The organism is Streptomyces sp. NPDC006435, from assembly GCF_040612315.1.
Classification (GTDB): Bacteria; Actinomycetota; Actinomycetes; order Streptomycetales; family Streptomycetaceae; genus Streptomyces.
In genome coordinates this window covers 49,274-62,266 of sequence record NZ_JBEXPY010000015.1, presented here as the reverse complement: position 1 = coordinate 62,266, position 12,993 = coordinate 49,274, and the positions used below count along the sequence as shown (strand labels likewise).

At 72.0% G+C, this 12,993-nt stretch carries 12 protein-coding genes; 8 read left to right on the top strand and 4 right to left on the bottom strand.

Features of this window, described 5'->3' with window-relative positions; genetic code table 11:
- Nucleotide 1 precedes the first annotated feature (1 nt).
- Nucleotides 2-670 (top strand): potassium-transporting ATPase subunit C, encoded by a 669-nt coding sequence (locus ABZZ04_RS17140; protein ID WP_356933022.1) that lies wholly within the window; start codon nucleotides 2-4, stop codon nucleotides 668-670.
- A 53-nt stretch (nucleotides 671-723) separates the two neighbouring features.
- On the opposite strand, the gene ABZZ04_RS17135 is transcribed toward ABZZ04_RS17140, so the two are convergent.
- Both ABZZ04_RS17135 and ABZZ04_RS17130 read right to left on the bottom strand, forming a co-directional pair.
- Nucleotides 724-2,154, bottom strand: coding sequence for a M1 family metallopeptidase (locus tag ABZZ04_RS17135; RefSeq protein WP_356933021.1), 1,431 nt, complete (start codon nucleotides 2,152-2,154; stop codon nucleotides 724-726).
- Nucleotides 2,155-2,185: 31 nt separating this feature from the next.
- Nucleotides 2,186-3,103, bottom strand: a complete 918-nt coding sequence (locus ABZZ04_RS17130; RefSeq protein ID WP_356933020.1) for a M20/M25/M40 family metallo-hydrolase — start codon at nucleotides 3,101-3,103, stop codon at nucleotides 2,186-2,188.
- A gap of 333 nt (nucleotides 3,104-3,436) precedes the next feature.
- On the opposite strand from ABZZ04_RS17130, the gene ABZZ04_RS17125 reads away from it, so the two are divergent.
- From ABZZ04_RS17125 to ABZZ04_RS17105, 5 genes are all read left to right on the top strand, one after another.
- A complete protein-coding gene (locus ABZZ04_RS17125; RefSeq protein WP_356933019.1) occupies nucleotides 3,437-4,183 on the top strand; it encodes an ABC transporter ATP-binding protein in 747 nt (248 codons plus the stop codon).
- Nucleotides 4,184-4,424: 241 nt separating this feature from the next.
- A complete protein-coding gene (locus ABZZ04_RS17120) occupies nucleotides 4,425-6,968 on the top strand; it encodes a sensor histidine kinase KdpD (RefSeq protein ID WP_356933018.1) in 2,544 nt (847 codons plus the stop codon).
- A 130-nt stretch (nucleotides 6,969-7,098) separates the two neighbouring features.
- A complete protein-coding gene (locus ABZZ04_RS17115) occupies nucleotides 7,099-7,791 on the top strand; it encodes a response regulator (protein ID WP_148839886.1) in 693 nt (230 codons plus the stop codon).
- A gap of 108 nt (nucleotides 7,792-7,899) precedes the next feature.
- A complete protein-coding gene (locus ABZZ04_RS17110) occupies nucleotides 7,900-8,316 on the top strand; it encodes an OB-fold nucleic acid binding domain-containing protein (protein WP_187438874.1) in 417 nt (138 codons plus the stop codon).
- Nucleotides 8,317-8,319: 3 nt separating this feature from the next.
- Nucleotides 8,320-9,135: a DUF3159 domain-containing protein gene (locus ABZZ04_RS17105; protein ID WP_356933017.1), complete on the top strand. Its 816-nt coding sequence runs from the start codon at nucleotides 8,320-8,322 to the stop codon at nucleotides 9,133-9,135.
- Between the two features lie 88 nt (nucleotides 9,136-9,223).
- Here ABZZ04_RS17105 and ABZZ04_RS17100 read toward each other — a convergent pair whose 3' ends face one another.
- The gene (locus tag ABZZ04_RS17100) at nucleotides 9,224-9,904 is read right to left on the bottom strand and encodes a TrkA family potassium uptake protein (RefSeq protein WP_356933016.1); all 681 of its coding nucleotides are present in this window, start codon (nucleotides 9,902-9,904) and stop codon (nucleotides 9,224-9,226) included.
- On the bottom strand, nucleotides 9,904-10,572 hold the full coding sequence (locus ABZZ04_RS17095; protein WP_124721011.1) for a TrkA family potassium uptake protein: 669 nt from the start codon (nucleotides 10,570-10,572) through the stop codon (nucleotides 9,904-9,906). Before ABZZ04_RS17095 ends, ABZZ04_RS17100 begins: the two co-directional genes overlap by 1 nt.
- 370 nt (nucleotides 10,573-10,942) lie before the next feature.
- On the opposite strand from ABZZ04_RS17095, the gene ABZZ04_RS17090 reads away from it, so the two are divergent.
- Both ABZZ04_RS17090 and ABZZ04_RS17085 read left to right on the top strand, forming a co-directional pair.
- Nucleotides 10,943-11,623 (top strand): GntR family transcriptional regulator, encoded by a 681-nt coding sequence (locus ABZZ04_RS17090; protein WP_356933015.1) that lies wholly within the window; start codon nucleotides 10,943-10,945, stop codon nucleotides 11,621-11,623.
- 147 nt (nucleotides 11,624-11,770) lie between these two features.
- Entirely contained in the window at nucleotides 11,771-12,838 is a 1,068-nt protein-coding gene (locus ABZZ04_RS17085) for a 1-aminocyclopropane-1-carboxylate deaminase (protein WP_356933014.1), read from the top strand.
- Nucleotides 12,839-12,993: the final 155 nt, after the last annotated feature.

Genomic DNA, 12,993 nt, shown 5'->3' with positions numbered 1-12,993 from the left:
CATGAACAACTCCGTAGCGAACACCGCCCGGTTGCTGTGGGCCGGGCTGCGCGCCCTGCTCGTCCTCACCGTCGTCTGCGGCGTGCTCTACCCGCTCGCCGTGACGGGCGTCGCCCAGGGCGTCTTCCCCGACAGGGCCAACGGCTCCGAGATCACCGCGAACGGCGAGGTCGTCGGCTCCGAACTCATCGGCCAGCGTTACGACCTGCCGCTGAAGAAGGGACAGGAGACCGCGGCCCCCGACCTCAAGTGGTTCCAGCCGCGCCCCTCCAACGGCCTGGGCACCAACAGCGTCAACACCCGGTACGAACTGATCCTCTCCGGCGCGACCAACCGCTCCGGCGACAGCGAGGAACTCGTCGACCAGGTCACCGCCGCCAAGGCCGCCGTCGTCAAGGACAACTCCGTACCCGGCCACCCGGTCAGCCCCGCCGACGTGCCGGCCGACGCCGTCACCTCCTCGGGCTCGGGCCTCGACCCGGACATCTCCCCGCAGTACGCACGGCTCCAGGTGCGCCGGGTGGCAGAGCGCAACCACCTGCCCGTCGAACGGGTGGAGAAGCTCGTCGAGCAGCACACCGACGGCCGGATCCTCGGCTTCGTGGGGGAGCCGAGGGTCAACGTCCTCCGGCTCAACATCGCCCTCGAACAGCTGGTGAACGGGGGCTGAGGACGCGCGAGCAGCGGGGCGCGGGGGGACACCCCCGCGCCCCGCTCGCCCGTTCACCGCCCCGGAGTGCCCAGGGAGCCGGGGTAGAGGTACTTCCGCGGCGGGACGACCGTGCCGTCCACCCAGGCCGCGAAGAAGCCCTTGAGGTCCTTGCCCGAGACCTTCGCGGCCAGCGCCTCGAACTGCCGGAACGAGGCGTTGCCGTGGGCGTGGACACGGGTCCAGGTCCTGAGCGTCCCGAAGAACGCCCTGTCACCCACCGTGCGCCGCAGGGCGTGCAGCATCAGCGAACCCTTGGAGTACAGCGCGGGGTCCAACTCCCTTCCCGGGCCCGGGTCGTAGAGCCGGACGGACCAGAACGACGGGTCGCCGGCGCTCGCCCCGACCTCGGACCGGTAGTAGTCCTCGTCGAGGTCGGCGCCCTTGTGCTCCTCCCACAACTGCCCGGCGTACTGGGCGAAGCACTCCGCGACGCAGCCGTCCCGCCAGTCCTTGAACGAGACGCTGTCGCCGAACCACTGATGGGCGTTCTCGTGGACCACCGAGGCGTCGAAGAGCATGCCGCCGCCGTACGTGGGGCGGGTCTGCGTCTCCAGGGCGAGGGGGGCGTCGGTGGGTTCCTTCGTGGCGCCGACGACGAGGGCGCCCGCCGAGGAGAAGGGGTACGGGCCGAACTTCGTGGCCAGGAAGTCCAGGATGTCCGTCTGTTCGGCCTCCGCCGCCGGGTCGATGACGGCGTCCGGACTGTATGCGGTGATCACCGGTGTCCCGGCGGCCGTCCGTCCGCGGTGGACGGTGAACCTGTCGACGGCGACCGTGCTCAGGTACGTGGCCATCGGCCGGTCCTCGGACCAGCGGAAGGTCCTTCGGCCGTCGCCGGCGGTGACCGGCCCCGGCAGGCCGTTGCCGACGGCCGTCCAGCCCTCGGGCACGGTCGCGGTCAGGGAGAAGGTGGCCTTGTCGGACGGGTGGTCGTTGGCGGGGTACCAGGAGGTCGCCGAGTGCGGTTCGCCGGCGACGTACGCGCCGCCGTTCCGCAGGGTGTGCCAGCCCTCCGGGTCGGGCCTGCCCGCGTACGTCACCCGTACCGCGAACGTCGAGCCCTTCGCGACCGGGCGGGCCGGGGTGACGACCAGTTCATGGGCACCGGACCGGGAGAAGGACTTCGCCGGGGTGCCGTTCACCTCGACCGACGCCACGGTGAACCCCTTGAGGTCCAGGCCGAAGCGGTCCAGGCCGTCCAGGGCGCGGGCGGTGACGGTGGTGACGCCGTCCAGACGGTCCGGGCGCGCCGGGTCGTAGGCGATCCGGACGTCGTAGTGGGACACGTCGTAGCCGGGGTTGCCGTCGTCGGGGAAGTACGGGTCGCCGACGCCCGGCCCGCCGGGGGCGGCCGAGGCGGGGAGTGCGGTCAGTACGACGCCGCTCATGACCGCGGCCACGAGGGCGGCGGCCCGGGGGTGCCGGTTCAGCAGTCTGCGCATGTCTCGTTCCTGGGGGAGAGGGGGAGAGGGGTCAGTTCCGGGGAGTGGTGGCGGCGAGCTTCCACAGCACGCCCACGAGGGCGTCGGTGCTGGTCCTCTCCGTCCCCGGATCCACGTTGGCGAGGTCGTCGCACGCCTCGTGGATGCAGTCGGAGATCCCGGTGCTGAAGCCGGAGGACGGGATGCCCGCGTTGCCGAACGACTCGTGGTCCGAGCCGCCGACCCCGATCTCGAAGGTGGGGACGCCCCGCGCGGCGAACCATTCCTCGAATGCCTGCCGGGCCTCGGTCTCGCCGTGCTCGTCGTCGTGGACCACGAGCCACTTGTCGGTGTTCCTGCTGCCCGTCTGGTCGAAGTTGAGGTAGACGTCGATCCTGCGGCGCTCGGTGGCGGAGAGCTTCTTCACGTAGTCCGCCGAGCCGATCAGCCCCGGCTCCTCGGCGCCCCACCAGGCGAACCGGAGGTGCCGCCGGGGCCTCAGCCCCGATTCGGCCACCTGGAGGGCGGCGGCCAGGACCGCGGCCGAACCCGAGCCGTTGTCGTTGATCCCCGGGCCCTCCGGGACGCTGTCGAGATGGGCGCCGGTCAGCAGTACGTGCTCCGGGTCCCCGCCCGGCCAGTCGGCGACCAGGTTGTGACCGGGGACGCCGTCGTGGACGAAGGGCACCAGTGCCGTACGGAAACCGGCCCGGTCCAGGGCCCTCTTCACGTACGCCACCGAGGCCGCGTACCCCTTCGTGCCGTGCGCGCGGTTGCCGCCGTTGCGGTCGGCGATGCGCTGGAGGGCGCGGAGGTGGGACATCACCCGCTGCTCCGTGACGGTCGGGGCGGCCGTGACGGTCGGGGCGGCCGGGGCCCGGGTGTCCGCGACGGCGGCGGGGACCGCCGACAGGACCAGAGCCAGTCCGAGGGCTCCGACGGCCGGCCGGGACAGGATTCTTCGTGGCATCACGCAGCCTTTCGGGTACGGGGCGGGCGCCCCGGTGGACCCGGGCAAGGCTGGCCGTCCGGTGTCAGGAAGTTGTCGGGAAGCGGTAGTGCTCCGATGAGGGAGACGTACCGGCTTGCCGGACAAGCGAATTGACGGATCATCAGCAATGGGCCGAGGTCTCGTCGCCGCTCCGTCCGGGTCCCCGCGTCCCGCGCGGTCCCCGCCCGTACCGGCCCGGCGGGCCGGGAAACCGGCGGCGGACCGTGCCGGGTCGCCGCCCCGGCGATTGTCGGTCCCGCATCCATTGCACATACTGGCGGCCGACGGGATCTCGCACGTACGGGGAGAGACATGACCGAGACCAACGGCCGGACGGGTACGGACGGACAGGGCGGCATCGCCGTCGTCGGGGAACCGACCGGCGGGCCCATGGTCCGGGTCGAGGACCTGCACCGCTCGTACGGCTCCGGCGCCGGGGCCGTCCACGCGCTGCGCGGGGTGTCCTTCGAGGTGCCGCGCGGGGAACTCGTCGCGCTCAAGGGACGCTCGGGTTCCGGGAAGACCACCCTGCTCAACCTGCTCGGCGGGCTCGACCGGCCCGACAGCGGCCGGATCACCATCGACGGCACGGACCTCGCCGAGCTCGGCGAGGACGGACTGCTGGAACTGCGCCGGGACCGGATCGGCTTCGTCTTCCAGTCGTTCGGCCTGATCCCGATCCTGACCGCGGCGGAGAACGTCGGCGTGCCCATGCGGCTGCGCAAGGAGGACCCGCGCGAGCGCGAGGAGCGGGTGGCGCTGCTGCTCTCCCTGGTCGGCCTCGCCGACCACGCGGCCCAGCGCCCCGGCGAGCTCTCCGGCGGCCAGCGCCAGCGCGTCGCGATCGCGCGGGCACTCGCCAACCGGCCCGCGCTGCTGATCGCGGACGAGCCGACCGGCCAGCTCGACGCGGAGACCGGACTCGCGGTGATGGAGCTGCTGCGGGCGGTGGTGCGGAGCGAGGGCGTCAGCGCCCTGGTGGCGACCCACGACGCCCAGCTGCTGGGGCTGGCGGACCGGGTGCTGGAGCTGAGCGACGGGCACATCGTCGAGAGCTGAGCGACGGTCCGTCGCCGAGCGCGCCTGACGAGCGAGGACGGCCCGGCGAGCGGGACGGAGAGACGGGGAGCGGGGGCGGGGCGCCTCCGGCGCGGCCCCGCCGCGCCGGGCCGGGGCGTCAGAATCCTGTCAATTCGGTCCCCGGCCCCACCCCCGTGTCCCATTCGCCGGGAATCCTCGGGGTAGCTTCGAAGCGACTGCCCGATCGGACGCAGTCGCTCGCGCAGAAGACAATGGGGCCATGGGACGCGGCAAGCTTCGGATCTACCTGGGTGCGGCACCCGGCGTCGGCAAGACGTACGCGATGCTCTCCGAGGCCCATCGACGGGTGGAACGGGGCACCGACTGCGTCGTCGCCTTCGTGGAGCACCACGACCGGCCGCGCACCGAGGTCATGCTGCACGGCCTGGAGCAGATCCGGCGGCGCGAGATCGAGTACCGCTCCGCCGTCTTCACCGAGATGGACGTCGACGCCGTCCTGGAACGCGCCCCGGCCGTCGCCCTGGTGGACGAACTGGCGCACACCAATGTGCCGGGCTCCCGCAACGCCAAGCGCTGGCAGGACGTCGAGGAGCTCCTCCAGGCCGGCATCGACGTGATCTCCACGGTCAACATCCAGCACCTGGAGTCGCTCGGTGACGTCGTCGAGTCGATAACCGGCGTACGGCAGCGCGAGACCGTTCCCGACGAGGTCGTCCGCAGGGCCGACCAGCTGGAACTCGTCGACATGTCGCCCCAGGCGCTGCGTCGCCGCATGGCCCACGGCAACATCTACAAGCCCGACCGGATCGACGCCTCCCTGTCCAACTACTTCCGCCCCGGCAACCTCACAGCCCTGCGCGAGCTCGCCCTGCTCTGGGTCGCCGACCGGGTCGACGAGTACCTCCAGCAGTACCGCGGCGAGCACAACATCCGCACCACCTGGCAGGCCCGCGAACGCATAGTCGTCGGCCTGACCGGCGGACCCGAGGGCCGCACGCTCATCCGCCGCGCCTCCCGGATGGCGGCCAAGGGCTCGGGCAGCGAGATCCTCGCCGTCTACATCGCCCGCAGCGACGGACTGACCTCGGCCTCGCCCAAGGAGCTCACCGTCCAGCGCACCCTCGTGGAGGACCTCGGCGGCACCTTCCACCACGTCATCGGCGACGACATACCGTCGGCGCTCCTGGAATTCGCACGCGGGGTGAACGCCACGCAGATCGTCCTCGGCTCCAGCCGCCGCAAGGCGTGGCAGTACGTCTTCGGACCGGGCGTGGGCGCCACCGTGGCCCGCGAGTCCGGCCCCGACCTCGACGTCCACATCGTCACCCACGAGGAGGCCGCCAAGGGGCGCGGCCTGCCCATCGCCCGCGGGGCCCGGCTGGGCCGGGCCCGGATCATCTGGGGCTGGCTGGTCGGCGTGGGCGGCCCGGCCCTCCTCACACTGCTCCTGGCCACTTTGGACAGTGGCCCCGGACTCGCCAACGACGTCCTGCTCTTCCTCTTCCTGACCGTGGGCGCCGCGCTGATCGGCGGACTGCTGCCCGCCCTCGCGTCGGCCGCCGTGGGCTCGATGCTGCTGAACTACTGGTTCACCCCGCCCACCCACACCCTGACCGTCCAGGACCCGGAGAACTTCGTCGCCATCGTGATCTTCTTCGCGGTGGCGGTCGCGGTCGCCTCGGTCGTCGACCTGGCGGCGCGCCGCACGCACCAGGCGGCCCGGCTGCGCGCCGAGTCGGAGATCCTCTCCTTCCTGGCCGGCAGCGTGCTGCGCGGCGAGACGACGCTGGACGCCCTGCTGGAACGGGTCCGCGAGACCTTCGGCATGGAGTCCGTGGCCCTGCTGGAGCGCACGAGCGACGTCGATCCCTGGACATGCGCCGGGAGCGTCGGGCCGGGCCCGGTGGCCCGGCCGGAGGACGCCGACGCGGACATGCCCGTCGGCGACCACATGGCGCTCGCGCTCTCCGGGCGGGTGCTGCCCGCCGAGGACCGCAGGGTGCTCGGTGCGTTCGCCGCCCAGGCCGCCGTCGTACTGGACCGGCAGCGGCTGGTCGACGAGGCGGAGGAGGCCCGGCGGCTCGCCGAGGGCAACCGGATCAGGACGGCGCTCCTGGCCGCCGTCAGTCACGACCTGCGCACCCCGCTCGCCGCTATCAAGGCCGCCGTCAGCTCCCTGCGCTCCGACGACGTCGCCTGGTCCGACGAGGACGAGGCCGAGCTGCTGGAGGGCATCGAGAACGGCGCCGACCGCCTCGACCACCTGGTCGGCAACCTCCTGGACATGTCCCGGCTCCAGACCGGCACCGTCACCCCGCTGATCCGCGAGATCGACCTCGACGAGGTGGTCCCGATGGCGCTCGGCGGCGTACCGGAGGACAGCGCCGACCTGGACGTCCCCGAGAGCCTGCCCATGGTCGCGGTCGACCCCGGCCTGCTGGAACGGGCCGTCGCCAACATCGTCGAGAACGCCGTCAAGTACAGCCCGCCCGGACAGCGCGTCACGGTGGCCGCCAGCGCACTCGGCGAACGCGTCGAGCTGCGGGTGGCCGACCGCGGCCCGGGCGTCCCCGACGAGGCCAAGGAGCGCATCTTCGAGGCGTTCCAGCGCTACGGCGACGCCCCGCGCGGCGTCGGCGTCGGACTGGGCCTCGCCGTGGCCCGCGGCTTCGTCGAGTCCATGGGCGGCACCCTGGACGCCGAGGACACCCCCGGCGGCGGCCTCACGATGGTGCTGACCCTGAAGGCGGCGCCCGGACACGTCCCGGTCGGCCCCGGCCTGCCCGCGCGGGCCGTCCCGTGAGCGCACGGCCCGCACCGTGCCGCACACCCCGCGCGGTGCCCGCGCACTCCACCCCATGATTCCCGCGACGAAGTCCCCGGCCCCCACGAGGTCCCGGGAGACCGCCGTACAGCAGAAAGGCAGGGCCCCCATGACCCGGGTGCTTGTGGTCGACGACGAGCCGCAGATCGTACGCGCCCTCGTGATCAACCTGAAGGCGCGCAAGTACGAGGTGGACGCGGCGCCCGACGGCGCGACCGCCCTCCAGCTCGCCGCCACCCGCCACCCCGACGTCGTCGTCCTCGACCTCGGACTGCCCGACATGGACGGCGTCGAGGTGATCAAGGGGCTGCGCGGCTGGACCCGGGTGCCGATCCTGGTGCTCTCCGCCCGCCACACCTCCGACGAGAAGGTCGAGGCCCTGGACGCGGGCGCCGACGACTACGTCACCAAGCCGTTCGGCATGGACGAACTGCTCGCCCGGCTGCGCGCCTCCGTCCGCCGGGCCGAACCCGTCGGTCAGCACGGCTCCGACGACGTGGTGATCGTCGAGACCGAGGGGTTCACCGTCGACCTCGCGGCGAAGAAGGTCCACCGCGACGGACGCGACGTGCGGCTCACCCCCACCGAGTGGCACCTGCTGGAGGTCCTGGTCCGCAACAGCGGCCGGCTGGTCAGCCAGAAGCAGCTGCTCCAGGAGGTCTGGGGGCCCTCGTACGGCACCGAGACCAACTACCTGCGGGTCTACATGGCCCAGCTGAGGCGCAAGCTGGAGGCCGACCCCTCGCACCCCCGGCACTTCGTCACCGAGCCGGGCATGGGCTACCGCTTCGAGCGCGGCTGACCGGGGACGGAGCCGTTCCGTGCCGGTTCGGTGCACCCGGGCTCCTCACCCGGTCGGGTGAGACCCGGGACACCCGCTCGGAGCAGCCCGGACCGGTACCCTTCGGGTATGAGTGCTGTTCCCCGATCCGAGAAGCAGGGCAAGGCGGACAAACCGTCGAGCCGCTTCCGTCGGATGCTCGACCGGTTGTCCAGCTCCCAGGAGGACCTGGAGTCCGAGGAGCTCCAGGAGGACGCGCAGGCCTCGGGCTGCACGCGGATCTCCGAATGCACCGACCGGCAGATCGTGAAGGTGACTGGTACCTTGCGGACCGTCACCCTGCGGCCGCGCGCCGGAGTGCCCGCCCTGGAGGCGGAGCTCTTCGACGGCACCGCACCGCTGGACGTCGTCTGGCTGGGGCGGCGCTCCATCGTGGGCATAGAACCGGGCCGCAGGCTCATCGCCTCGGGCCGGATCGCCATGAGCCACGGGCGCCGGGTGCTGTTCAACCCCAAATACGAACTCCGACCGCTCGGCAAGGAGTAGCCGGTGACGTCTTCCGACAAGCCGTCGTCCGACACGGACCGCACCACCACCCGCCCCGACTCGCAGGACGCCGACACGAAGGCGGTCACGGAGGCCGCCCTCTTCGAGGCGTTCGGCGGTGTCCGGGGCATGGTGGAGACGGTCGTTCCCGGACTGCTGTTCGTCACCGTCTTCACGATCAACAAGGATCTGACCGCCTCGGCCATCGCGGCCCTGGCGGTCTCCCTGGCCCTGGTCGTCGTACGGCTGATCCGCAAGGACACCGTCAAGCACGCCTTCAGCGGCGTCTTCGGCGTGGCCTTCGGCGTGTTCTTCGCGAAGATGACGGGCAACGCCAAGGACTTCTACCTGCCGGGCATGCTCTACACGCTCGGCCTGGCGCTCGCCTACCTGATCACCACCCTCGCCGGGGTGCCGCTGATCGGCCTGATCCTGGGCCCGGTCTTCAAGGAGAACCTCTCCTGGCGGACCAGGAACCCCGGGCGCAAGAAGGCGTACGCCAAGGCCAGCTACGCCTGGGGACTGATCCTGCTCGCCAAGTGCGCGATCCTCTTCCCGCTGTACCTGTGGGCCGACACCACTCAGTTCGGCTGGGTCCTGGTCGCCCTGAAGATCCCGCCGTTCCTCCTCGCGGTCTATCTGACCTGGGTCTTCCTCGCCAAGGCGCCGCCGCCCATCGACGTCTTCGCCGAGATGGAGGCCGAGGAGCGGGCCGAGAAGGAGCGCAAGGCCGAGAGGGAGCGCGAGGCGGCAGCGGCCGCCGCGGCCCGCGAGCAGGAGACCGCCGCGGTGCGCGACGGGGAGTACCGGGAGTACTGAGGTACCGGGACGCCGCGCGTGCCGTACGAATGACGGGAGGGCCCGGACCGTGTCACACGGTCCGGGCCCTCCCGTCATTCATGCGCGGTCAGTCGTCCGAACCCTCGCCCCGGCGCACCGACAGCAGGTCCTCCAGCTGCTCCTCGCGCGCCTGCGCGGCCACGAACAGCAGCTCGTCACCGGCCTCCAGGGTCTCCTCGGTGTTCGGCGTCAGCACGCGCTGCCCGCGGATGATGGTGACCAGCGAGGTGTCCTCGGGCCAGGCCACCTGGCCGACCCGGGTGCCGGCCAGCGCCGACTCCGGCGGCAGCGTCAGCTCGACCAGGTTGGCGTCGCCGTGGCTGAAGCGCAGCAGCCGGACCAGGTCGCCGACGCTCACCGCCTCCTCGACCAGCGCCGACATCAGACGCGGCGTGGAGACCGCCACGTCGACGCCCCATGCCTCGTTGAACAGCCACTCGTTCTTCGGGTTGTTGACCCGGGCGACCACCCTCGGCACGCCGTACTCGGTCTTGGCGAGCAGCGAGACGACCAGGTTCACCTTGTCGTCGCCGGTCGCCGCGATCACGACGTTGCAGCGCTGCAGCGCCGCCTCGTCGAGAGAGGTGATCTCGCAGGCGTCCGCCAGCAGCCACTCGGCCATCGGCACCCGCTCCACCGAGATGGCGGTCGGCGCCTTGTCGACGAGCAGCACCTCGTGCCCGTTCTCCAGCAGCTCGCCCGCGATGGAACGGCCCACCGCGCCGGCCCCGGCAATCGCGACACGCATCAGTGACCGCCCTCCTCGGGACCCTCGGCGAAGGCCGCCTCGACCTTCGCGATCTCGTCCGTACGCATCATCACGTGGACCAGGTCGCCCTCCTGCAGAACCGTCTGCGAGGTGGGCAGGATGGCCTCCCCCAGCCGGGTGAGGAACGCGACGCGGACGCCCGTCTCCTCCTGCAGCGTGCTGATCTTGTGGCCGATCCAGGACGGCGTGGTGTGCACCTCGGCGAGCTGCACGCCGCCGCTCGGGTCCCGCCACAGCGGCTCGGCGCCCGACGGCAGCAGCCTGCGCAGCATCTGGTCGGCGGTCCAGCGCACGGTGGCGACCGTGGGGATGCCCAGCCGCTGGTAGACCTCGGCGCGCCGGGGGTCGTAGATCCGCGCCGCGACGTTCTCGATGCCGAACATCTCGCGGGCCACCCGGGCGGCGATGATGTTCGAGTTGTCGCCGCTGCTCACCGCGGCGAACGCACCGGCCTCCTCGATACCCGCCTCGCGGAGGGTGTCCTGGTCGAAGCCGACACCCGTGACGCGGCGTCCGCCGAACCCGGAGCCGAGGCGACGGAAGGCCGTGGGGTCCTGGTCGACGACGGCGACCGTGTGCCCCTGCTGCTCCAGGGTCTGCGCGAGAGCGGCTCCCACTCGCCCGCAGCCCATGATGACGATGTGCACCTTGCGCCTACCTCGCACTCCTGGTCGTCCGGCTGACCTGCGAAAACACCCTGCTCACACTTCTTTCTCAGCTTGCCGGGCAAACAACGGGGCAACGGTCTGTCCCGTTGCCCAGGATGAGCTTATGCGGCCCGGAGTGCGAGGCCTCATCCGAGTGCGCTTTCGCCGCGCGGCGGCCCGGGGCGCGACGAACCCCGGTACCTGACGAACCCCGGTACCTGACGAACCTCCGTGCCCGGCGTGCCTCGGTACCCGACGAACCCCGGTACCCGACGAACCTCCGTGCCCGGCGGACCTCGGTACCCGGCGGACCTCCCGCGCGGGACGAGGTCTTGAGTGCGACGCGCACAAACATCTAACATGTCAGTTCATGGAGACTCTGCGACCCGTACGACGGACCCTGCTGCGGGACACCGCGTACGAGGCGATCCGCGACGCCATCGTCCGCGGCGACATCCCACCCGGCGCCCCCGTCCGCGACGCGGATCTCGCCGAACGCCTCGGCCTCTCCCGGGCCCCGGTCCGCGACGCGCTGTCCCGGCTCTCCGGCGAGGGTCTCGTCGAGTCCAAGCCGCAGAGCTACACCCGGGTGACCCGGCTGGTGCCGCGCGACGTCCGGGACGCGGCCGCGGTCGTACGGGCCATGCAGGAACTGGCCGCCAGGACCGCGGTGCCCCGGCTCACGGACGCGGACGTCACCGCGATGCGCGAGGCCAACGACCGCTTCCGGGACGCGACCGGGCGCGGTGACGTCGCGGAGGCGCTGCGCGCCGACGACCGGCTCCACGACGTCCTGGTCACCGCCTGCGGCAACCGCGCCGTGGCCGCCACCGTCGAGCGGTACACCCCCTTGATCCGGCGCCTGGAGTGGCGGCGGTTCGGCACGGCGAGCGAGGCGCACGGCTCGGCCGAACTGCACGACCGGCTGATCGAGGCGTGCGCGGAACGGGACGCCGAGGCCGCGGCCCGGATCACGGCCGAGATCTGGCGGTCGCTGGAAGAACTCGCCGACGAACCGGCTGAACAGGCCGAACCGACTGGACAGGCCTGACCCGCCGACCCGGCCCGACCGCCCGAACCGTCCGAGTGACCTGCCTGACCTGCCTGATCCGACCAGCCCCCGCGCCCTCGTACCTCCGCACCCCCGTCCCCGTAGCCGGTCCCATCCCCTTCCCCACCCCCGTTCGAAGGAGCCCCCGTGAACGCCGCCTCGCCCGAGCCCACGCCCGCACCCGCGCCCGCCTCCCTCTCCTCGTACGACCGCTACCCCCTGCTCTTCGGCCCCTCGCCGGTGCACCGCCTCGACCGGCTCACCGACCACCTCGGCGGCGCCGCCGTCTGGGCCAAGCGGGAGGACTGCAACTCCGGCATCGCCTACGGCGGCAACAAGACCCGCAAGCTCGAATACCTCGTCGCCGACGCCCTGGCCAAGGGCTGCGACACCCTCGTCTCCATCGGCGGCGTCCAGTCCAACCACACGCGCCAGGTCGCGGCGGTGGCCGCCCGCGCCGGCCTCAAGTGCGTACTGATCCAGGAGAGCTGGGTCGAGTGGCCCGACGCCGTCTACGACAAGGTCGGCAACATCCTCATCAGCCGTCTCGCCGGCGCCGACGTCCGTCTGGTGCGCGCCGGGTTCGGCATCGGCGTCAAGGAGAGCTGGGAGCAGGCGCTGCGCGAGGTCGAGGAGGGCGGCGGCCGGCCGTACGCCATCCCCGCGGGAGCCTCCGACCACCCCCTGGGCGGGCTCGGCTTCGCCAACTGGGCGTACGAGGTCGTCGAGCAGGAGCGCGCGCTCGGCGTGTTCTTCGACACGGTGGTGGTCTGCTCGGTGACCGGCTCCACCCAGGCCGGCATGGTCGCGGGCTTCGCCGCGATCGAGGAGGCGGGCGGCCGTCCGCGGCGTGTCCTGGGCATCGACGCCTCCGCCGAACCCACTCGCACCCGCGAGCAGATCGCCCGGATCGCGGCCGGCACCGCCCGGCTCATCGGGGTGCGCCGGGAGATCACCGTCGACGACGTCGAACTGGACGAGCGCTACCACGCGGGCACGTACGGCATCCCCGACGACACCACCCTCGACGCGATGCGCCTCGCCGCCCGCACCGAGGGCATGGTCACCGACCCCGTGTACGAGGGGAAGTCGATGGCCGGGACCGTCGACCTGGTGGCGCGCGGCGAGATCGCCCGCGACTCCACCGTCCTCTACGCCCACCTCGGCGGTCAGCCCGCGCTCAACGGCTACAGCGCCCTGTTCGCGGACGCCTGAGAACGGGCCCGTCCGGGGCGCATTCCGGGCGCAAGGATTTCGTCAGCGGGGGCTTGCCCCCGGCGCAAGGATTTCGTTAAGGATTTCGCGGCTCTTTCCGCCGAGCGCAGGAGATTGCGAGGCCACGCGCCCGACAGGTCCCGTGAGGCCCATAC

Excerpts from the sequence above, each read along its gene's own strand:
- ABZZ04_RS17130 (WP_356933020.1), bottom strand. The coding sequence starts at position 3,103 with ATGCCACGAAGAATCCTGTCCCGGCCGGCCGTCGGAGCCCTCGGACTG.
- ABZZ04_RS17125 (WP_356933019.1), top strand. The coding sequence starts at position 3,437 with ATGACCGAGACCAACGGCCGGACGGGTACGGACGGACAGGGCGGCATC.
- ABZZ04_RS17140 (WP_356933022.1), top strand. The coding sequence starts at position 2 with ATGAACAACTCCGTAGCGAACACCGCCCGGTTGCTGTGGGCCGGGCTG.
- ABZZ04_RS17100 (WP_356933016.1), bottom strand. The coding sequence starts at position 9,904 with ATGCGTGTCGCGATTGCCGGGGCCGGCGCGGTGGGCCGTTCCATCGCG.
- ABZZ04_RS17110 (WP_187438874.1), top strand. The coding sequence starts at position 7,900 with ATGAGTGCTGTTCCCCGATCCGAGAAGCAGGGCAAGGCGGACAAACCG.
- ABZZ04_RS17120 (WP_356933018.1), top strand. The coding sequence starts at position 4,425 with ATGGGACGCGGCAAGCTTCGGATCTACCTGGGTGCGGCACCCGGCGTC.
- ABZZ04_RS17090 (WP_356933015.1), top strand. The coding sequence starts at position 10,943 with ATGGAGACTCTGCGACCCGTACGACGGACCCTGCTGCGGGACACCGCG.
- ABZZ04_RS17115 (WP_148839886.1), top strand. The coding sequence starts at position 7,099 with ATGACCCGGGTGCTTGTGGTCGACGACGAGCCGCAGATCGTACGCGCC.
- ABZZ04_RS17135 (WP_356933021.1), bottom strand. The coding sequence starts at position 2,154 with ATGCGCAGACTGCTGAACCGGCACCCCCGGGCCGCCGCCCTCGTGGCC.